Consider the following 19,576-nt stretch of genomic DNA (forward strand, 5'->3'; position numbering starts at 1 on the left):
GGATCGGCAGTCGTGACGAACCGGTGTGGTGACCGTCCGACGGTCACTATCGCCGATAGCATTGCCTCCATCTATAAATTACTGTGTGGAAAACAAGGAATTTTTATATATTCAGTAACGAGAGTCATCCACACTGAAATGACAGGAATACTCACTGCCGTCCGAGAGCTACTCGGGACGATCGCACGGTCGTACGTGACCGTCGTCGTCGCTGCCCTCCTCATCGGTGCTGCAGTCGCGCCGATCGCCTGGGGGGCCACGAGCGGCCCGGATGGCTCCGTTGCGGTCATCGAAGTCGACCAGTCGATTACCGAGGCATCCGCCGACGAAATCGCAGCTGATCTCGAGACGGCCCGTGAGAACAGTTCGATTGATGCGGTTGTTCTCAAGATCGATAGCCCCGGTGGCGGCGTTACCGCGAGCGAACGCCTCTATCTCGCTGTCGAGCGCACCGCCGAAGAAATGCCCGTCATCGCCAGCATCCAGTCGATGGGTGCCTCCGGCGCGTACTACATGAGCGCCCCGACGGACGACATCTACGTCTCCCCGAGTTCGACCGTCGGCAGCATCGGCGTCCGCGCAACCTACACCGATAGCTCGGCCGCGAACGAGATCACAACCGGTCCCGACAAGGGAACCATGAGCGAGACGCAGGTCAAAGAACAGACCGAACTGATGAAACAGACGTTCCTCGGCTCGGTCCTCGAACACCGCGGCGACGACCTCTCGCTTTCCGAAACTGAACTCTCCTACGCGAAGGTCTACACCGGTACCGAGGCCGTCGACAACGGGCTCGCAGACGAAATCGGTGATACCGAAGTCGCAGTGGGCGAGGCCGCGGATCGCGCCGGACTCGGCGACTACGAAACCGTCGAGATGGAACGGAGTTCGTCACTCGGCACCGGAATCCTCTTCGAGGGCGACGACAGCGGCGGCGAAACCGCCGCAACCGGGCCCCACCACCACCCGCAGACGTTCGGCCAGTACGGCGACGTGTCCACACCCGCGTTCCTCGCGCTTTGGGGGAGCGTCGACGGCGAGACTGTCATCGCCGAGACTGGTGGCGAACGCACCGCAGCCACCACGACAGGATCGGCACCATCACTGGGAGCGGCCCCACAGGGAGGTGCCTCGCCATGAGTGCAGGCCCGCTCCGCTCGCGACTCGCGCTGTTCGTGACCGTCGTCCTCCTCACTGTCGCCGCCGTCACCGCCGCCGGCGTCGTGACCGACCAGGGACAGACGGCGAAACCGACCGTCGACCAGCCCCATTTCCAGCCCAACGCGACCACCGTCGATGAACTCGACCAGAGCGGCGAGATCGAGTTCAGTTCGACCGGGTCGAAGACGGTACTAATCGATGTGGCTCACGGAAACGGCGTCTCGGAAGCGGATTTGCAGCCGGTCGTCTCGGCGCTGACTGCGGCCGGTCACACCGTCACGTACCACGAGGGTGCCGGTCAGTTCGCCGACAGCCCGGACGCTGCGCTCAGGAGTGACTTGCAGGATGCGGACGCGTTCATCGTCGCGGAGCCGACGCAGCGATACACGGCAGGCGAGGCCGACGCCGTCACGGAGTTCGCCGACGCCGGCGGCCGCGTCATGTTCGCTGCCGGGCCGAGCGGCGGTGACGTGAGCGATGTTGTCGGCGGCCTGCTCGGCGATGCCAGCGGTGCCGAAGCCGGCCAGGGCGAGTTCGCCGCGGTCACGTCGCCGCTCGGGATCGCCTACGATACCGGCTCCCTCTACGATATGGAGTCCGTCGGCTCGAACTATCGGACGATCGATGTGACGCCGGCGTCGGAGACGGCCTTGACAGACGGAGTCGACCGGGTCGTTCTCGATAGCCCGACGGCGGTCGTCGCCGATGGAGAGACGCTCTTGGCGACGAGCGAGACGGCCGAACACGAAGAGAGTCGCCACTCGGGCGAGTTCGGCGTCGCCGTCCGAAGCGATAACGCGGTCGCGGTCGGCGACACGGGCTTTATGTCCTCGGAGACTGCTACCATCGCGGATAACGACGTCTTCATCGGGAACCTTCTGGAGTTCCTCGTCGGCGGAGAGAAGACGCCCGGTGAGCCGAACGTTCCCGACGACGCGACTGGCGGACAGGGGGCGGCCGGTGGGCAGACCGGAACGGGACAGCCCGGCGGCGCGACGATTATGCCCTAAATACGTCCGGTCTTTGCGTTCTTTTATCCGCAGTCTCTCATAACGCCGGACGATCGTCAGTAAACGCCAGTGAACACTTGATTGCGTCTCACGGATCGTCGGTCGTGGCGACGGCCGTCCGAGTGCGAACGGTGTGGAAATAATTTTGTCCGGTAGAATCAGTCGTCCGTTGCCGTCGAAATCGTCGCCTCACCCCGAAGCACCGACCGATACCGCCGTCCGCCGGCATCGTCCGCCGTCAGCGCCGCCCGAATCTGCGGTGAGAGCCACTCGCGTGTCTCCGATTCAGTGCCGGCCCCATCTACACCGGTTCCCGCTGCTGGCACGCCGCTGAACTCGTCGGTGCGCAGGTCGGCCGGCAGGAATCGCTCGTATATCGGGAGCCGTTCGCAAAGTGGAAGGTCGGCGGCGGCGGCGATGTCCTCGAGTTCTCGGAGTGCCGGCCAGGTGTAGTCGGGGTTGATGTGGTCGTCGGTGACGGGGGAAACGCCGCCGAGGTCGTCGACGCCGCAGTCGACGAGTTCGCGGGCGGCCGTGAGGTTCGGCGGGACTTGCACGGAGATCTCCTCGGGGAGGGCGACCCGCGCCATCGCCGTGACGCGGCGCATCGTTTCGAGGTCGGGGGAGCCGTCACTCCAGCGTTCGTTGCTCACGACGGGTTGGATGATGACCTCCTGAACGTGGTCGTACCGCTCGTGCAGCTCGCGGATGGCGAGCAGACTCTCGGCGCGGTCGTGCCAGTCCTCGCCGATGCCGACGAGGATCCCGGTCGTAAACGCCACGTCGAGTTCACCTGCGTTCGCGATCGTCCGCAGGCGCTGGCCCGGTTCCTTCTGTCGGGGGCCGCCGTGGGCGTCGACGTCGGCGGTCGTCTCGAGCATCACGCCCATACTGGCGTTGACGTCGGCGACCGTCGCCAGCTGCTCGCGGGTCTGGTCGCCGGGATTCGCGTGCGGGAGCAGCCCCTCCTCCAGGGCGACCTCGCAGGCCGCTCGCAGGTAGGTGTGAATCGAGTCGTAGCCCCATGCATCGAGCTGGTCGTGGATCTCGGTGTAGCGGTCGTCGGGATCGTCGCCGAAGGTGAACAGCGCCTCGGTACAGCCGGCGTCGGCTCCCCGTTTGCAGATGTCCCGAACCTCCTCAAGCGAGAGCAGGGAGGCCTGTCCCGGCGGATCGAAGTACGTACAGTAGGTGCAGGTGTACCGACACGCCGTCGTCAGCGGGACGAAGACGTTCCGCGAGAAACTCAGCTCCGACGGCGGTCCGACGTGATCGGGTTCGACAGCCAGCAGGTCGGTGATCGCCGCCTCATCGATCGTGAGTTCGACATCGTACTCCGCCGCCCCGGGAATCATTACCTCGGTGTGTCGTTGCGCCGCCCTAAAGCGTTTCACTTCGAGCGGTATCCTCGTCGATCCGCCTCGGGCAATCCGCAGTCGGTTCCGGTCGATCCGCGGTCAGTTTTCGCAGGAATCGGACGCCGAATCGGCAGCCGAGCGGTCGACACCGACCCGCCCGTCGCTCGTCTCGAGTTCGAATCCCCACTCCCGAAGCGTCGTCGCTGTCCGTCCCCGACCGTGGAGCAATACCTCGGCCAGATCCGCCGGTTCGTCGATATCCGTTCCCAGCCGAAACGAGTCGACCGTCTCGATCGTCGCGCCGACTTCCCGGGCGCGCGCTCGGTGGTCGCGATACGAGGCCCCGTGATAGTCCACTCTGAACTCGGGGTGGCGAACCACGAGCGCGTTCGTTCCGCCGCCCCGTCCGGGCGCGATGACGATATCTCCCGGCGTCTCGACGAAACCCGTAATCGCTTCTGGGGTTGCAAGCGCCAGATCGGCCATGACGATTGCGACCGGCTCCGCCGTCGCTGCAAGGTGGTCGTTCACTGCCTCGGTTAACGGCCGGTCGTCGACTGCGACGGCAGGGCGTGACGCACGGTCGGTGAACTCGTCGCACTCGTCGAGTTCGATCGGTGCCGTCGACAGGATCAGCGGATCGAGTTCCGGATCGGCCTCGATGAGTGCATCGAGAACGTCCGCGAGCATGGCTCTGGCCACACTGCGTCGCTCGGCGGGATCGAGTACCGTACCGAGACGCGTCTTCGGCGTCTCGGAAGCGAACGGGACGACGACCTGCATTTGTCAGTGGTTAGAAACAGGCATCCAAAAACACGTCGAACTCCCGGGTCGGGAACACCCGTGTCACTCGGTTAGTCGGTTCGTTCGTGCCCCCCGACACGAACACCGCGAAGCGACGCGAGGTGGCCGCGACAGCACGTGCATCCGTTCGCGAGTAGTGACCGCAACTGCGACGGACCGCTATCGCGAGTTCAGTTCGGTAGCGCGTCGGTGAACTCGGTCCGTCAGAACAACGGCTCGAGTTCGTCCTCGTCGTCCTCGACGAGTTCTTCGAGATTCTCTTCGCTTTCGGCCTGGATGTCGTCCATGTTGTCCTGGGCCTCGATTGCGACCTGCTGGAGACGTTTGATCCGGGGGACGTTCGTGACGCCCGAGAGCAGGATCGCTGCGGCGACTTCCGGTTTTTCGCGTGGGTAGTCGCCACCGCGGACTTCCATGCTGCCGGTTTCCTCTTCGAGCCACTTGCGCCCGCGCTCGATGCCTTTTCGGTTTAAGTACTCCGAGGGGCCGCCGAGGACGAGCAGCGCGCGTTCGGTGCCTTCGATCTCACAGGGGAGTGTGAGTCGACCGAGGGCGGCCTTGCGGACGAGACTGGTGATCCGGTTGGTCGTGTTTGCGGCGTCGAGTCCCTCGTCGCTGGCTCCGTCGCCGGTGAACCGGGAGAGCAGTCCGCCGCTGGTGTTGAGTTCGACCTCCTCGCTCGCAAAGCCGACGGTAGAGACGCCCCCGCCCGAGAGCGTGTTGATGATCTCGGAGGAGTCGACGACGCTCTCTGCAACTTCTTGGTCGCCGGCGACTTCGCCGGCACCGAAGAGGAGCCCGAACCGGCGGACGATCTCCTCGTTGATCTGTTCGTAGCCGCCTTCGACGGACTCGCCGGTCTGTCGCCAGGAGTCGTTGTCGAAGACGAGCAGGTTGTCGACCTCGCGAACGAACGTCTGGAACGAGCGTGCCGCATTGAGCGTGTAGATCCCGCCCTCGTCCGTGCCGGGAAGAACGCCGAGACCGTAGACGGGAATCGTATAGATCCGCTGGAGATGCTTCGCAAGAACTGGCGCACCGCCAGAGCCGGTCCCACCACCCATGCCGGAGACGATCAGGAACGCGTCGACCTCGTGGGTCGGAATCGAGTCGATCGCGTTTTGCACTTCGTCGATGTCTTCTTCGGCGATTTCCGCGCCGAGTTCGTTGTCCGCTCCAACGCCGTGGCCCTTGACACGGGCCTGACCGATGAGAACGCGATTGTCCTGTGGAATCCGTTCGAGACCCATCAGATCCGCCTTCGCGGAGTTCACAGCGATCGCCGCACGGACGATACCGCTGTTAGTCCGATCGTCGTAATCGAGGAATCGATCGACGATTTTGCCACCGGCCTGTCCAAATCCGATCATCGCCAGCTTCATACTTTGTCAGGGGGCTCCGTTGATTTGGACCAGAGCGATTAGGACCATAAGTCTTTCTATGAAGTGAATTTCTTGCATAATTCTATATCTCCATAAATCGATAGACGGGACCGGGATTGAAGAAACACCTATTCAATAACCAACAGGTATGCATCCATAACTTGAGACGTAGACGGCGGCCGATTATGCGAGCGGTTGGCTCTCCTCGCGCGGTGTTCCATCTCGCACGCCGAGATACGCACCGAGTGTCAACAGATCGGTTGATTCGACGCCGAACACCTGTACGTCGTTCTCCGCGACGGTGTTATCGAACTCGAGCGACCGCGCCTGGTCCGCCCCGAACGGGACGAACGGCAGCGGGTCGGCGGCGGGGAGTCCGAGCTTTGTGAGCGCCATCGGTATCGGGAGGATTGTCACCGGTCGACCGTCCGCCTCATAGACGAGTTCAGTCGCGTCGGCCAGGGTAACGACTTGGGGACCGCCGAGCTCGTACGTGCGTCCGACGTGGAAGTCGTCTACGAGCGCATCGGCGAGAAGCGGTGCGAAGTCGCCGACCCAGATCGGCTGAAAGCGCGTCTTCCCGCCGCCGGGCAGGCCGGTCAGGTACGGTGTCGTGAGTCGTTTTGCGAAGGAGAGGAACTCGCCGCCGTCGCCGAAGACGACTGCGGGACGGACAATCGTCCAACTCAGTGCCGCTTCGCGGACGATCGACTCGGCGCGGCCCTTGGTTCGAATATACGCCGTCGGCCCGTCGGGATCGGCGCTGAGGGCGCTGATCTGGAGGAATCGATCGACGCCGTGTTCCTCGGCCGCTCGAACCAGGTTTTCCGTGCCGCCGAGGTGGACCGTCTCGTGGTCGGTCCCGCCGGGGGGCTGGTAGAGCGGGGAGAGGGCGACGAGATTGACGATGGCATCGTGGCCCGCGACGGCGTCGACGATCGAATCGTAGGCGCTCACGTCGCCCGTCGACAGGTCGACCTCGTCGGGGAGTTCGTCGGCGTCTTCGGCCGTCGGGTTTCGGGACAACGCCGTGACCTCGTGGCCGCGTTCGGCGAGTTCGGTACAGAGGTGCGTGCCGATGAAGCCGGTGCCGCCGGCGACGAGGACCTGCATAGGTGAGACATGCACTCGATTCCCCAAATAAGTAGTTGCCGCGGAGAGTCACCGTGGCCGTCGGTACGAGAAACCTAGCTACTCGTGACAGCAGGTACGGGGCCCATCCACTCGTGACAACAACCACGAACGGCGTCACCGCTCGAGCGGTTGACAACGGCCACTCGACAGATTGTAATACCTCACCCGACGACGTGCGAGCATGCTCGTCACGCTCGAGGGACTCGACGGGAGCGGCAAAACGACGGTCTGGGAGGCTCTGCAGAAATCCTACCCCGACGCCGTCTTCACCCGCGAACCCACCAACGACTCCTGGTACGGCGACGCCGTCTACCGATCGATCGAAGACGACGACGCCGACTCGCTCGCCGAACTCTTCCTCTACACCGCCGATCACGCCGACCATCTCTCCCGGAAGATCGAACCGGCCCTCGAGCGCGGCGAACTCGTCATCTCCGATCGCTACGCCGACTCCCGATTCGCCTATCAGGGGGCGACGCTCGCGGAGACCGAGCGCGTCGAGAACCCGCTCGAGTATGTTATCGACATCCACGACGCGTTCTCGGTCGAACCCGACTTGACACTCTATCTCGACCTCGATCCCGAGACGGCCGCCCGACGCGCCGGTTCAACGAACAAGTTCGAACGCGTCGAGTACCTCACCGCAGTCCGGGAGAACTACGAACGGCTGTGCGAGCGATACGACGACCGCTTCGTCCGCATCGACGCCGCGCAATCACCCGCCGCAGTTCTCGAAGACGTGCGGGACGTACTCGCGGCCACCGTTGACCGCTGAGTGCTGAGCGCTAAGCGCTGAACACTGAACTCGCAACACGACCGGCCGATTCACACCACTCGGACAGCCGGTGTCGAGTTCGGAAACAGAAGCGCGTCGATCGGCAGCCGAGTGCAGCGTCAGGGCAGTGTCACCCGTCGTTCCGGTCCATCGCGATATAGGTCTTCGTGTCGGTCACGCCCTCGAGACCCTGAATATCCGACGAGACGGCCTTGAGAACGTCGTAGACTTCCGGGGCATCGATCTCGACGATGATGTCGTAGTTGCCCGCGACAATGTGGGCGTTCGCGACCGACTCGAGCGCGGTCACCTGCGAGAGCAGCCCCTCCGACTTGCCGGCCGCCGTCTTGACCATGATAAACGCGTGGACCATCGTTCGCCGGTGTGGTACACTCCCGCACGACTAAAGCCTTTGCCTCACCGGAAGGTGACGCGGGCGTCAGTCGAACTCGTCCGGGACGGTCATCCCTTCGACCACGTCGAACGCTTCGTCGCCGTCAAATCGGGTTGGGTCGAAGGTATCAATGCCGTCGCCGCCGAGCACCTGCCGGGCGAGCCGCTGACCGATCGCCGGCGCGCGCATAAAGCCGTGGCCCTGGAAGCCGGTTGCGACGTACAGTCCGTCCGTTAGTTGCCCGACCAGCGGATCGCGGTCCGGCGTCGCCGTACAGAGTCCGGCCCAGGCCCGCTCGAGTTCAACGTCGGCGGTGGGCAACCGATGGCGCACGCGCTCGAGCAGGTCCGACGCGAACTCTGGGTTTGCGTCTCGATCGTAGTCGTCCGGGTCGGCCTCCCACTCCTCGGTGCCGTCGCCCGCGAGCAGCCCTTCCGGGTGCGGGCGAAGGTAGAACCCGTCGCTGGCGTCGTAACACGTCGGTTCCGGGTGGTCACAGTTCGCGACGAGCGCCTGGACGCGGTAGGGTTTCATGGCGATCGAGATGCCGGCGTCCGCGAGGAGTCGCTTCGTGTGTGCGCCGGCGGTCACGAGGACCGCGTCGAACTCGTTGACGGTCCCGTCTTCGCGGACGATTTGGGATGGATCAGTTCGGACGCTGACGGGCGTGTCGGTCTCGAGCGTCGCGCCCGCCCCCGTTGCTGCGGTGGCGAGGCAGGCGGTGTACTGGCCGGGATCCGTGTACCCCGCGCCGCCGGCGACGCCCGCGACGGCCACGTCGTCCGCCCGCACGGTCGGGAACCGGTCCGCGAGTTCATCGCCGTCCATCGTGACGGCGACGACGCCCTGCGCTTGCATTCGTTCGACCTGGTCGCGGATGGCGTCGGCACGCTCGTCGTCTCCCTCGCGGGCGAGCCAGACGTAGGGACACTCGACGAAGGGGAACGTGTCGTCGCCCGATAGCGCCCGGAAGCGTTCGATCGCATCGCCCGCGAGTTCGGCGTCGAGCGAGTCCGCGAAGGCGTCGTAACAGATGCCGGCTGCGCGACCGCTCGAGCCGTGTGCGACGCTGCCGCGGTCGTACAGCGTCACGTCCACGCCCTCGCGGGCCAGATCGTAGGCTGCGGTCGCGCCGACGGCTCCCGCACCGACGACGGCGACCGAAAGCCCCGCACCCCGGTCGGTGAAGGCATCGGCACCGACGGCAAGTTCGGCGTCGTCGCTCATTTGTGATCACGCGGCCAGCAATCCGCGAGCGGTCGCGCCGCGAGCCAGTCGAGCAGCGCGTCGAGGTGGTCGCGCCCGGCCTCGAACAACGCCGCGCCCTTCTCGGGGTCGGCCTGGGTCGGCCGGCCGACCGCCCCGCTCTCCGAGAAGTCGATCGTATCGAACCCGATCGGCGCGCCGTGGCTGAACTCGCCCCAGGAGTCGCTCGCCCCCGCTTCGGCGGCGGCGAACTCGTCCGGCCGAACGAGGTCCTCGCGGAGGTGCCAGAGCAGGCTCGACTCCATCGCGTCGGCGTGACCGCCGTCCTCGTCGAACAGGTCGGCCGCGAGGTCGTCGACGCTGTCCCACCAGTTCCAGGGGGGCGTGAACGCCGTTTCCTCGTTTCGCAGGGTCCGTGCGGCCCGTCGGAGCGCGTCCGTGTTGCCGCCGTGGCCGTTGACGACGACCGTTTTGCGGACCCCGTGGTCGGCGAGGCTCGCGATCGTTTCCTCGACGTAGCGTTCGAACGTCGCCGCGGAGACGTACAACGTGCCGTCGAACTGCCGGTGGTGGCCGCTGACGCCGACCGGAATCGTCGGGAGGACTACGGTATCCTCGCGGTCGGTTGCAGTATGAGCGAACGCCTCGGCCGCCATGAAGTCCATCCCGAGCGGTAACGCCGGTCCGTGCTGTTCGGTGCTCCCAGTCGGTAGCACGGCGACCTCGGCCGCCTCGAGTTCGTCGGCAGCGTCGGTCGTCGTGCGTTCGGCGAGCAGTGTCATGCCGTCCTCTGGTTGCCGGAGTGACTTATATCGTCTGCCGTTCGTTTCGAAGAAATAGCGGTCCTACTCGAGGAAGGCCTCGAGTTCGCGAGCGGGGTAGCCGACGACGGTCGTTGCGCCGGCCTCGCGGAGCGCGTCGGTCCGTTCGCGGACCGCGGCTTCGGTGCCGACGAGCGTGTAGTCCTCGGCGGCGGCGAGCAGGATTTCACGAGTTCGGCCCGTCGCGCGCGAATCGGTGACGGTTCTGTCTCCGTCTTCGTCTCTGTCGTCCGGGAGCGCCGCGGCGACCGGTCGCCGGCGAGCGACGTAGTCCCCGACGGCGTCGAGGATCGCGTCTTCGTCGGCCGTTAGCACTGTCGGTGCGTAGACTGCGATGTCGCCGTCGAAGGTCGCAGCACGAAGCGCCCGCAACTCGCGCATCGTCGTTCGCGAGAGCAGGTCGTACTGTGTTGCGCCCGTCGCCATCGCGATTCGTTCGACGCTCTCGGTGCCGACCCAGGAGTCGGGGTCCGTTTCGAGTGCCGCACCCAGCCGGGGCGCGACGGCGCGGTCCTGCTCGTCGTCGGTGAGGTAGGCGGGGTGGCCGGCGACGAGGATGCGCTCGACGCCCGACGGGAGTTCGGCGGCGAGCGAATCGTCTCCGAGCGGGTCGAATCCGTCGGCACGAACGGGGGTCGTCAGCCGAACTGTCACGTCGGCCGAAAGCGCTTCTATCGTCTGCCGGTCCGGGACGTGATCGTGTCCCTCGTAATCGATCGCGATCGTCTCGACCGGGAGCGACGTCGCTCGCTCGACATCACACTCGGCCGGTTTGAGCGCGACCGCATCCAGGCCGGCGCGGGCAACTGTACTCGTTGTTAGCATCGACGGACACCTCGCATGGAGTTGGTAGTGGGTACTTCGCCTCGGAAACGGCAAGAACAGTACAACTGAACGCGATCGGATCGAAATCGAGTCAGGTGACGGCGGCGATGACGACTGCCTGTGGAACCGGTGTCGTTATCGCCCGTGCGGAACTCGACCCATCGTCTGTGCGACCATAGGACTGCTGGGTCCGGCGCGTGCAAAAACCTGACGCTCGATGCGGATTTTTCGAGAACCGGTGAGCCGCTCAGGTGTCCGCTGGTGCTTCGAACGGCGTTGCCAACTCGAGTAGCTGGACGAGAATCCGGCCTGTGGCTCCCCAGACGGTGTAGCCATCGACGTGGAAGTAGTGCACCACGATATCGCCGTAGTAGGGGTGATCGCGCCGATCGAACTCGTAGTTATCCGGTTCGAGCAGGTCGGACAGCGACAGGAGCACGATTTCGGCGACTTCGTTGTCGTCGCGTTCGTACTCCCGATCCGGAACGCGGGCGACGAACGGCGTGACCGCGTACTCGCTGACCGTGCGGATGTCGTCGAGTTGGCCGACGAGTTCGGCTTCGGTCGGGTCGAGGCCGATCTCTTCGTTGGCTTCGCGGAGTGCGGTATCGAGGATGGAGTCGTCGATCGGCTCGGCTCCGCCGCCGGGGAAGCTCATCTGTCCGGGGTGATCGCCGAGGTGGTCGGCGCGGCGGGTGAACAGGAGGTGGTCCTCATCGTTGCGATCGACAATCGGCGCGAGTACCGCGGCGTCGAACTGCTGGTCGTCGATCCCGACGGGTTCGTGAGCGGCGATCGGATCGAGGGTGAGCCGCCGACACATCTCACTCGAGCGCCCCCGAGATGGTCCGGCGCGCGGGCGCTAAATCGAGCGGTGCCCAGGCTTCGAGATCGTAGCTCACGTCGAGCAGGTGTGACAGTCGCTCCTCGTCGGATGATTCGGTGGCTTCCTCGACTGCATCGGCGAACCGTTCGCGGGCGCTCTCGCCGAGTGCAGTTCGGTCGAGTTCTCGTCGCTCGACGTCGAGGATGTGGGGAACGTCCTCGGCGTGGTCCGGAACGGTTGGAAACGCCGTCGGGCCGGCGACCAGGAGGGGTGCCGTCGGTTCCGAGGGAGCGGTGACGGCGGTCGGCGGGGAGCGAACGAGTGCGAACGACGCGAGTGCGCCGTCGATCGTCTCCTCGAGTGCCGTCTCGTTGACGGACTGGCCGTCCGCACGGAAGGCGGCCTCCGAGAGGGCGCGGTCGAGTTCTGTCCTCGTCAACCCGCCGAAGAGGTCGACGACGCCGGCCAGTTCGTCGGCGGTCGCATCCATACGCGGTGTAACGAGCGGTTCGCTGATAAAGATTGATAGCCGCCAGTCGCTCACAGCGCGGCGTCTGAGTCGCTCGTGATCGATTGTGATTGATCGCCCTAATCGTCTGCGCTCGTCTCGAGCCGCGTCGCGTCGTCGAGCCAGGGCCGGGACGCGGCGAGAACGGATGCCGGTTCGATCGGTGCGTTCGTCCACTCCGGCAGTCGGTGGTCGGGACCTGGCGGCGTGATCGAGCCGGCGTAGCGCTCGAGTTGGTCCCGTTCGGCCGCCGGATCGTACGCGAGTTCATTGAACGCGGCGTCGGCGCGGTACTGGTCGATCAGTTGCCGGCCGGCTGCCAGGTAGCGTTCGGGAAGCGTCTCGTAGTTCAGTTCGACGCCACCCTCCTCGAGGACGCGACAGAGCGTCGCCGCGACCTCGCGGCTCATCCCCTCGAGTCCGGTATCGCCCGCGACTGCGCGGTGATCGTGGACGTGTCGCCCGAGGTCGACCTGTGCGCTCCCCTCGAAGCCGGCGTGTTCGAACGCGTCACCGAGAATACCGACCTCGAGTCCCCACGCCTGCGGCGCACGGATACGACGCGCAAGGGAATCAGTCATGGCGAACTCGCCGGCCAGCGCGTACCGGAACGAGTCGAGGTACGCCAGGAGAGCCGCATCGTGATCGTCGCCCACTGCGCGAAGTAACGGGCGATAAAACAGTCGAAACAGTCGCCCGTAGAGGCGATTCTGCTCGATGCGCGCGTAGTAGCCCTTGGTGAACTCGAACTCCTGGCCCATCGCCAGCGGCGCGACCAGTCGGCGGACGTGATCCGCCTCGTAGCTCCGGGCATCAGCGTCGTGGACCACGATGAACTCCGCGGCTTCGGCCGCGGGTCCGAGTGCGAGCCACACGTCGCGGCCCTTGCCCGTTCCCTCGCCGTTCGGGAGGCCGGCGTCGGCGAGCACGGCTTCGACGGCGGGGGCGTTACACCAGAGAACCCGAATCGGCAGCGAAAACGAGGCGAGCCACTCGCGAAACGGCTCGATCCGATCGGGGTCGGCACGGACGGGCACGAAGACGGCGGCGGGCGCGGGGTCGAGACGCTCGAGTTCGGCCAGGACGCGGGCGGCGGCAGGGCTGTCGTGTTCGCGCCCGGCCATGGGGACGACGATGGCGGTATCGCGCAGGTGGTCGTCGAACTCGAGTTGCCGGTCGTGTTCGCGCTTGTACTCGCGCTCACCAGCGGGAGCGGGCTCCGCAGACTCGCGCGCTGTCTCCGCACGCTGTCCCCTGCGGGTGCGCTGGGTCCGTTGGGTGGGTTGGGTGCGGAAATCGTGGAGCGTCGCGATCCGCTCCTGGACGTACTCCATCGGTAGGGTGTTCGGCCGAATCGATAAAACGTCCACGACTCTCGCTGAGACCTGCTCTCAGCAATCATGTCCTCGGGTCTACAGAAACCCGGGGTCAATACCCCACTCACGGCGTTCGAGAAGGCCCCGTGAAGCCCTGGTCTTTTTCTTCTAGACCTTCCTACGTAGTGAACATGAAATCTGTCCGGAAGGCGCTGCGCGAGGGTGAACTCGACAAAGACACGTATGATCGGCTCGTCTGTGCCGATTGCGAGAAACCGTTGAAGACCGAGAACGATCCGGATCAGATCAAGACGGTTCGAATCTGTCCAGATTGTGACGTGGAGTGGAAGGAAATTCGGTAGCTGCCGGATCGGTTCGACCGCAGTTCGGGGTGTTCGGTGCAGTCTCGTTAGAGTTAGTTTCGGTTCCAGGCTCGATCCCGGATTAGGTTCGGTGTCGCTGTGGAGTCCAATTTCGATCCCGGCTCTCTCGACTTCCAGCGAGTTCAGTTCGTCGTTGTAGCGGTGATCGCGCGCGAGCGACTGCCGGGAAACCGCTTTTAGGGCCGTTCGTCGTCAACGGTGGTGTGGATGTAGCATGAGCTACGATGCGCTCTCCGAGCGACTCCCAGTCGCCTTCGACACCGAGGACGCCGGTGGAGAGAGCGACGAGAGCGGCGTCCGCGTCGTTTCGCTCCCCGATGGCAGCGTCGACTACTTCTACAGCGTCGAGGACTCGCAGGGAAGACGACTCGACACGCCCGCCGCGTTCGGTCGGCGGCTCACCGACGGCGAGACGACGTTCCCGCTCACGCCGACCGATACCCGACCCGGCGGCCAGGCGACCAACGCAGCGATGCAAATCCACGAACTCGGCGAGCGGGCGACGCTCGTCGGCCACCTCGATCATCCCGTCTTCGACGACCTCGGATTCGAAACGTACTCGATGGGAACGCCGGCGACGATCAACGTTCTCGAGTTCGGCGACGGCGACGTGCTGCTTCCGGAGCCGGGACCGACGGCTGGCTGGACGATAGCCGCTCTCGACGCCGTCGTCGACTGGTCCGACCTGATTCGCGCCGACGCGTTCTGTTGTGTCAACTGGGTCTCCGTCCGCGGCCTCACTGATGTCTTCGACCGACTCGCGTCGACCCCGCCCGCGACCGATTCCTTCCCGATCGTCGTCGATCCCGGCGCGATCGGCGTCCCCGACGAGACGGCCGTTACAGCGTTCTTTCGAACGCTCTCGGAGACGGACGCGGTCGACCCGCTCGATGTCGTTTGCAGCGTCAATCCGGCAGAGTTCGACCGCGTTGCTGCGGTTCTCGATGTCGACGACGACTGGTCACATCTCGATCGACTCGCCGCGGCGCGAACTGCACTCGGCGTTCACAGCGTTGTCATCCACGGCCCCGAGGCAGCCCGTGCGGCGACACCGGACGGCGTCGTCTCTGTCGATATGCTCGAGACGGCGACGACGAAACGGACGACCGGCGCAGGCGACCGCTTCTCCGGCGCACTGGCCTGTGCGCTGGCGCGCAGCTGGTCGACTGAACTCGCGCTTGCACTCGCCAACGCCTGCGCTGCACACTTCGTGGCGACTGCAGAAACGGCGACGCCGGGGGCGCTCCGTGCGTTTCTCGCGGACCACAGGGGACGGTGATCGGTTGTCTGTGCCTGCGAGCGCGAACTACCGCTCGCCGGCCAGCGCCGAAAAGAGCTGTTCCTCGAATTCGGTTTTGTCGACGCCGTCAGCGGGGCCGAGCCCGCGCATGTGCTCGACCGAGAGCTGGCCGCCGCCCATCCGCGCGTGGCCGCCCGCGTTCGCCATCGGAATGTCGCTGACCGCGTAGCGCAACGTCTCACCCATGTGAACGCGGTCGTCCCGCGATCTCCCTGAGAGGTGGATCGTCCCGTCGTTCTCGCCGTAGACGACGACGGCAGTAACCCCTTCGAGTTGCATGAGTTCGTCCGCCGCCTGCGGGATCGCGTCGGTGTTCGAGACCGCTCCGACATCGCAGATCGCAAACGAACCCTCGACGCGCTTTTCGGTGATCGCCGTCGCCTTGATCTGTAACACGTCGTCGCTCACCTGCGGGTTCGCGATCCGTTCGAGCAGATCCTCGTCGAGTTCACCGAACAGGGTGCCACAGGCCTCGAACTCGGCCCGCGAACAGCCGTTTGTCAGGTGGTCCGTATCGGACTGGATGCCGTAGAGGAGTCCGGTCGCGAGTTCGGCCGAGAAGTCGGGATCGGTGTCGTTGTCCGTGCCAGCGCCGAGATCGTCAAGATACTCGACCAGCAGGGTCGCAGCGGCACCGTAGTCCGTTCGAACGTCGGTAAAATCCGTTCCGGTCCCGTTGCCGGGGTGGTGATCGACGACGGCGACCGGTTCGACCGTTTGTGCACCCGTAAAGCCACGCGCCGTGTTGTGATCGACGAGGACGACCGCCTCGCTCGCGAGCGCCGAACTCGAGGCGATCTGATCGAGATCGAGGCCGAGAACGGTTCGGAACGCGCGGTTTTCCTGATGGCGGATCTCCCCGGGGAACTGCAACGTCGTGTCCGTGTCGACCGCGTCGGCGATGGCATCGACGGCCATCGCACACGCCATCGCGTCCGGGTCGGGGTTCGGGTGCATCAGGACGGTTACGTCGTCGTACTCCGCGAGGACGGACTGGAACCGAACGCCCGGTGGACGGCGAACCCAGCGGACGACCCACCAGCCACCGAGGACGAGTCCGACGGCTGCGAGAACGACGAGCGAGAGAACGAGCGGGTCGAGCGCCTGTGCCGAGTCGATGGCGCGCTCGACGGCCGCAACCAGTGGCTCCGCCTCGACGAACGCCACGTCTGTCGAGGCGTTCTGGAAGTCCATATCGGACACTCAAATTCAACAACCAAGAAATTTCCCCCATTCGTGACGGTTCTCGGCTCGCGTACAGCCGCAGGGATCGCAACTGACCGGTCAACGGCCCCAACACTCGAGTCGGCCAGTCAACGGCTCCAACACTCGGACCCGCCGTCTCACGCCGGTTGATCGGCCTCGCCAGCACGTTGCCTAGCGAATCGCCTCGACCGCCTCCCGGTACCCCTCTCGGAACGTCGGATAGCTGAACTCGTACCCCAGCTCTCGTAGCCGGTCGTTTCCGCAGCGCTTGCTCGTCAGAATCCGACGACGCGCCGGTTCCGAGAGGTTGCCCGCCTCAAGGCGCTCCGCTTTCGTCCGCTTCGGCGGGTGCTCTCGATCGCACGCGTCGGCCAGCCAGTCGGCGAACGTCCACTTGTCGACGGGTTCGTCGTCGACAACTTGGACGACCTTGCCGCGGGCGAGATCCGCGTCGAGGAGAACGCGAACCGCACCAGCGGCATCGTCCCGATGAACCATATTCAGGTACCCCGCCGTAACCGGCCCTTCGAGATACCGCTCGAGACGGTACCGGTCGGGCCCGTACAGACCCGCATAGCGAACGACCGTCCCGTCGATACCGAACTCGGCGGGATACTCGAGTGCGAGTTGCTCTGCCTCGGCGAGCACCTCGGTCTTCGGCGTCGTCGGCTCGATCGGCGTGTCCGAGCCGACCCAGTCCCCGTCGTGATCGCCGTGAACACCCGTCGAGGAGGTGTAGACGAGTCGATCCGGCGGCGTCTCACGCTCCCCGAAGGCTTCGATCGCCGTCCGAAGCCCGTCGACGTAGATTTCGCGCGCCGCGTCGGCCCCCCGACCTCCGCTACTCGCCGCGAAGACGATCGCATCAACCTCCGGGACCGCCTCGAGTTCAGCGCGGTCGGTCACGTCCGCCTGGACGGCCTCGAAGCCGGCGGCCTCGATGGCGTCGAGTCCCGCGTCGGAGCGTCGCACGCCGATCACGTCGTGGCCGCTGGCCGCGAGTTGTCGGCCGAGTTCGAGCCCGACGTAGCCACAGCCAAGCAGTGCAACACGCATTGCGGTCATGCGATGAACTCGCGGGTGCGGAGATATAATGACTGTGACTGGGGCTGTGTTTGTGATCGTGATTGCGACTGTGACTGAGGTTGTGTCTGTGATCGCGATCGTGATCGTGACTATGACTGCACTCGATGCGAGTCACCGCGGGAGCAGGACTCAGCCGGTCTGCTGTCCCGAGTTTCCGGCACAGCCGTGACGCCGCAGAACGGTCGCGGCTGTGCCGGCACTGACTGACAGCGGTCCGTATCAGGGGGCAGCGTCCACGATCACGAACTGAAGGTGAACGTACTCCTCGAACGACATCGGCGCACGCCGTTCGAGTTTCTGTTGGATCTCCTTTGCATCTAACTCGAGTTCGAGTTCGCTCTCGACGGCGTCCACGTCGAGGACGGCGGTGGACATGCCGAGCAGCAGGTGTTCGCAGGCCATCGTGACGATGGTATCGGCGTCGGGAGCGGATTCAGCGCGGGCCTGGATCTCGGCGGCGTCCTCGAGTGAGAGGGTACCGACCGTCTCGTGACCGAGATTCGCGAGCGTATCGCGGTCGAGAGCCGTCCCGTCGGCGAGTTCGTCCACGCCGTGTCGGTCGACGATCGAGGCGAGATCGGCGGCGTACTCGGCGCGCAGATCGGCGGGCGTGTCGGGGACCGTCATCCGCTGTTCGTGGAACATACCGGGTGTGACTGTGGGCTGGCACAAGTGGATTGCCATTCGAGCGTTCTGCGGCGACCGTCGTGAGCGGCGGCGCTGAACGGCACTGGGCCTGTAAACAGGTACGGACACCGGAACGTTCAACACGGTGCACTTATACGATATCTGTATGAAAGTTGCCCTGATCGGAGTCGGTCAGGCCGGTGGGAAGGTCACGGAACGGCTCGCTCGATTCGATGCGGACATGGGCTTTGGTGCCGTCCGTGGTGCACTGGCAGTCAACTCCGCGAAACCCGACCTCCAGTCCCTCCAGGTCGTCGACACGCAACTGATCGGTGCAGACCGCGTCAACGGCCACGGCGTCGGTGGCGATAACGAACTCGGAACCGAGATCATGCAGTCGGACATCCAGCAGGTACTCGGGTCCTTGGACGGCCGCGTGACCTCGAGCGCCGAGGGTATCTTCGTCGTCGCCGGACTCGGTGGCGGAACCGGTAGCGGCGGAGCACCGGTCTTGGTCCATCACCTCCAGCAAGTCTACGACGTCCCGGTGTACGCCCTCGGCGTCCTGCCGGGGCGCAACGAAGGCGCGCTCTACCAGGCCAACGCCGGCCGCTCACTAAAGACCATCGTGCGCGAAGCCGACGCGACGCTCCTGATCGACAACGACGCCTGGCACGAGCAGGGCGAAAGCGTCGAGGGTGCCTTCGAGACGATCAACGAGAAGATCGCCCGCCGAGTCGGCCTGCTGTTCGCCTCCGGCGAGGCCGTCGAAGGCGTCGGCGAGAGTGTCGTCGACTCGAGCGAGGTCATCAACACGCTCCGAAGCGGCGGCATCGCGACCCTCGGATACGCGAGCGAAATCGCGAGCGACGATAGCGCCGAGAACATCAGAACGGCGATGACGGTCTCGCGCCAGGCGCTGTTGACCGGAACGAGTCTCCCGGACGCGACAACGGCCGACTCTGCACTGCTCGTCATCGCCGGCGATCCCGAGAAGATCCCGCGGAAAGGCGTCGAGAAGTCACGGCGCTGGCTCGAGGACGAAACCGGCAGTATGCAGGTTCGAGGCGGGGACTTCCCGCTCGAAAGCGACCGCCTCGGCGCGCTCGTCCTCCTCGGCGGGGCCGAACGCTCCGCTCGCATCCAAGAGTTCATGGAGCGCGCACGCGAGGCAAAGCGCGAACAGGAACGCGAGGAAACCGACCACGTCGAGCAGTTCTCCGACGATCGGCTCGAGAACCTCTTTTAACTCCGCCGCCAACCTGCGGACTCGGCGGCCATTTATAGCCGCGCCGATCGCGAAACACGAACGAGCGCGGGCGGAATACGACCCCTGATAACGGTTTTCACGGGGGCTACGACCGGTACATTTAAATTGCAAGCACCAGTAGACACCGTTACCAGAACGCCACCGGGGCGCGTATCGCTCGACGATCGATGACAGGAAATCTTAT

Annotated in this window: 20 protein-coding genes; 6 read left to right on the top strand and 14 right to left on the bottom strand. The window is 65.1% G+C overall.

Translation table 11 applies throughout. The features are described from left to right. The first annotated feature begins 138 nt into the window (after positions 1-138). The gene (locus C484_RS14545; RefSeq protein ID WP_006826662.1) at positions 139-1,140 is read left to right on the top strand and encodes a S49 family peptidase; all 1,002 of its coding nucleotides are present in this window, start codon (positions 139-141) and stop codon (positions 1,138-1,140) included. Continuing rightward, positions 1,137-2,171, top strand: coding sequence for a hypothetical protein (locus C484_RS14550; RefSeq protein ID WP_006826663.1), 1,035 nt, complete (start codon positions 1,137-1,139; stop codon positions 2,169-2,171). The genes C484_RS14545 and C484_RS14550 overlap by 4 nt, the downstream gene beginning before the upstream one ends. A 158-nt stretch (positions 2,172-2,329) precedes the next feature. Here the strand turns inward: C484_RS14550 and cofG are convergent, their stop codons facing one another. From cofG to C484_RS14570, 4 genes are all read right to left on the bottom strand, one after another. After that, positions 2,330-3,526, bottom strand: coding sequence for a 7,8-didemethyl-8-hydroxy-5-deazariboflavin synthase subunit CofG (gene cofG, locus C484_RS14555; protein ID WP_006826664.1), 1,197 nt, complete (start codon positions 3,524-3,526; stop codon positions 2,330-2,332). A 102-nt stretch (positions 3,527-3,628) separates the two neighbouring features. Beyond that, a complete protein-coding gene (gene cofC / locus C484_RS14560; protein ID WP_006826665.1) occupies positions 3,629-4,312 on the bottom strand; it encodes a 2-phospho-L-lactate guanylyltransferase in 684 nt (227 codons plus the stop codon). Between the two features lie 224 nt (positions 4,313-4,536). Further along, positions 4,537-5,715 (bottom strand): tubulin/FtsZ family protein, encoded by a 1,179-nt coding sequence (locus C484_RS14565; RefSeq protein WP_006664577.1) that lies wholly within the window; start codon positions 5,713-5,715, stop codon positions 4,537-4,539. A gap of 183 nt (positions 5,716-5,898) precedes the next feature. Then, complete coding sequence (locus C484_RS14570; protein WP_006826666.1) at positions 5,899-6,828, bottom strand: complex I NDUFA9 subunit family protein; 930 nt, start codon at positions 6,826-6,828, stop codon at positions 5,899-5,901. A gap of 202 nt (positions 6,829-7,030) precedes the next feature. On the opposite strand from C484_RS14570, the gene tmk reads away from it, so the two are divergent. Further along, entirely contained in the window at positions 7,031-7,624 is a 594-nt protein-coding gene (gene tmk / locus C484_RS14575; RefSeq protein ID WP_006826668.1) for a dTMP kinase, read from the top strand. 130 nt (positions 7,625-7,754) lie between these two features. Here tmk and C484_RS14580 read toward each other — a convergent pair whose 3' ends face one another. From C484_RS14580 to C484_RS14610, 7 genes are all read right to left on the bottom strand, one after another. Further along, positions 7,755-7,997 (bottom strand): Lrp/AsnC family transcriptional regulator, encoded by a 243-nt coding sequence (locus tag C484_RS14580; protein ID WP_006664574.1) that lies wholly within the window; start codon positions 7,995-7,997, stop codon positions 7,755-7,757. Between the two features lie 66 nt (positions 7,998-8,063). Continuing rightward, entirely contained in the window at positions 8,064-9,245 is a 1,182-nt protein-coding gene (locus tag C484_RS14585) for an NAD(P)/FAD-dependent oxidoreductase (protein ID WP_006826670.1), read from the bottom strand. Continuing rightward, positions 9,242-10,006, bottom strand: a complete 765-nt coding sequence (locus C484_RS14590; RefSeq protein ID WP_006826671.1) for a creatininase family protein — start codon at positions 10,004-10,006, stop codon at positions 9,242-9,244. The genes C484_RS14585 and C484_RS14590 overlap by 4 nt, the downstream gene beginning before the upstream one ends. 63 nt (positions 10,007-10,069) lie before the next feature. After that, the gene (locus C484_RS14595) at positions 10,070-10,870 is read right to left on the bottom strand and encodes a DUF7388 family protein (RefSeq protein ID WP_006826672.1); all 801 of its coding nucleotides are present in this window, start codon (positions 10,868-10,870) and stop codon (positions 10,070-10,072) included. 247 nt (positions 10,871-11,117) lie between these two features. After that, entirely contained in the window at positions 11,118-11,693 is a 576-nt protein-coding gene (locus tag C484_RS14600) for an NUDIX hydrolase (protein ID WP_006826673.1), read from the bottom strand. Position 11,694: 1 nt separating this feature from the next. Beyond that, the gene (locus C484_RS14605) at positions 11,695-12,186 is read right to left on the bottom strand and encodes a DUF7109 family protein (protein WP_006826674.1); all 492 of its coding nucleotides are present in this window, start codon (positions 12,184-12,186) and stop codon (positions 11,695-11,697) included. 98 nt (positions 12,187-12,284) lie between these two features. After that, entirely contained in the window at positions 12,285-13,538 is a 1,254-nt protein-coding gene (locus tag C484_RS14610; protein ID WP_006826675.1) for a hypothetical protein, read from the bottom strand. Positions 13,539-13,711: 173 nt separating this feature from the next. On the opposite strand from C484_RS14610, the gene C484_RS23715 reads away from it, so the two are divergent. Together C484_RS23715 and C484_RS14615 are read left to right on the top strand one after the other, a co-directional pair. Then, positions 13,712-13,882 (top strand): HVO_0758 family zinc finger protein, encoded by a 171-nt coding sequence (locus C484_RS23715; RefSeq protein ID WP_006826676.1) that lies wholly within the window; start codon positions 13,712-13,714, stop codon positions 13,880-13,882. A 235-nt stretch (positions 13,883-14,117) separates the two neighbouring features. After that, positions 14,118-15,182 (top strand): PfkB family carbohydrate kinase, encoded by a 1,065-nt coding sequence (locus C484_RS14615; RefSeq protein WP_006826677.1) that lies wholly within the window; start codon positions 14,118-14,120, stop codon positions 15,180-15,182. 27 nt (positions 15,183-15,209) lie between these two features. On the opposite strand, the gene C484_RS14620 is transcribed toward C484_RS14615, so the two are convergent. The 3 genes from C484_RS14620 to C484_RS14630 form a co-directional block, all read right to left on the bottom strand. Then, positions 15,210-16,397: a DHH family phosphoesterase gene (locus tag C484_RS14620; protein ID WP_006826678.1), complete on the bottom strand. Its 1,188-nt coding sequence runs from the start codon at positions 16,395-16,397 to the stop codon at positions 15,210-15,212. Positions 16,398-16,580: 183 nt separating this feature from the next. Beyond that, a complete protein-coding gene (locus C484_RS14625; protein WP_006826679.1) occupies positions 16,581-17,465 on the bottom strand; it encodes an SDR family oxidoreductase in 885 nt (294 codons plus the stop codon). A 249-nt stretch (positions 17,466-17,714) separates the two neighbouring features. Continuing rightward, a complete protein-coding gene (locus tag C484_RS14630; RefSeq protein WP_006826680.1) occupies positions 17,715-18,140 on the bottom strand; it encodes a DUF5791 family protein in 426 nt (141 codons plus the stop codon). A gap of 148 nt (positions 18,141-18,288) precedes the next feature. On the opposite strand from C484_RS14630, the gene C484_RS14635 reads away from it, so the two are divergent. After that, positions 18,289-19,371 (top strand): tubulin/FtsZ family protein, encoded by a 1,083-nt coding sequence (locus tag C484_RS14635; RefSeq protein ID WP_006826681.1) that lies wholly within the window; start codon positions 18,289-18,291, stop codon positions 19,369-19,371. Positions 19,372-19,576 lie beyond the last annotated feature (205 nt).

It is taken from the genome of Natrialba taiwanensis DSM 12281 (genome assembly GCF_000337595.1).
GTDB lineage: Archaea > Halobacteriota > Halobacteria > Halobacteriales > Natrialbaceae > Natrialba > Natrialba taiwanensis.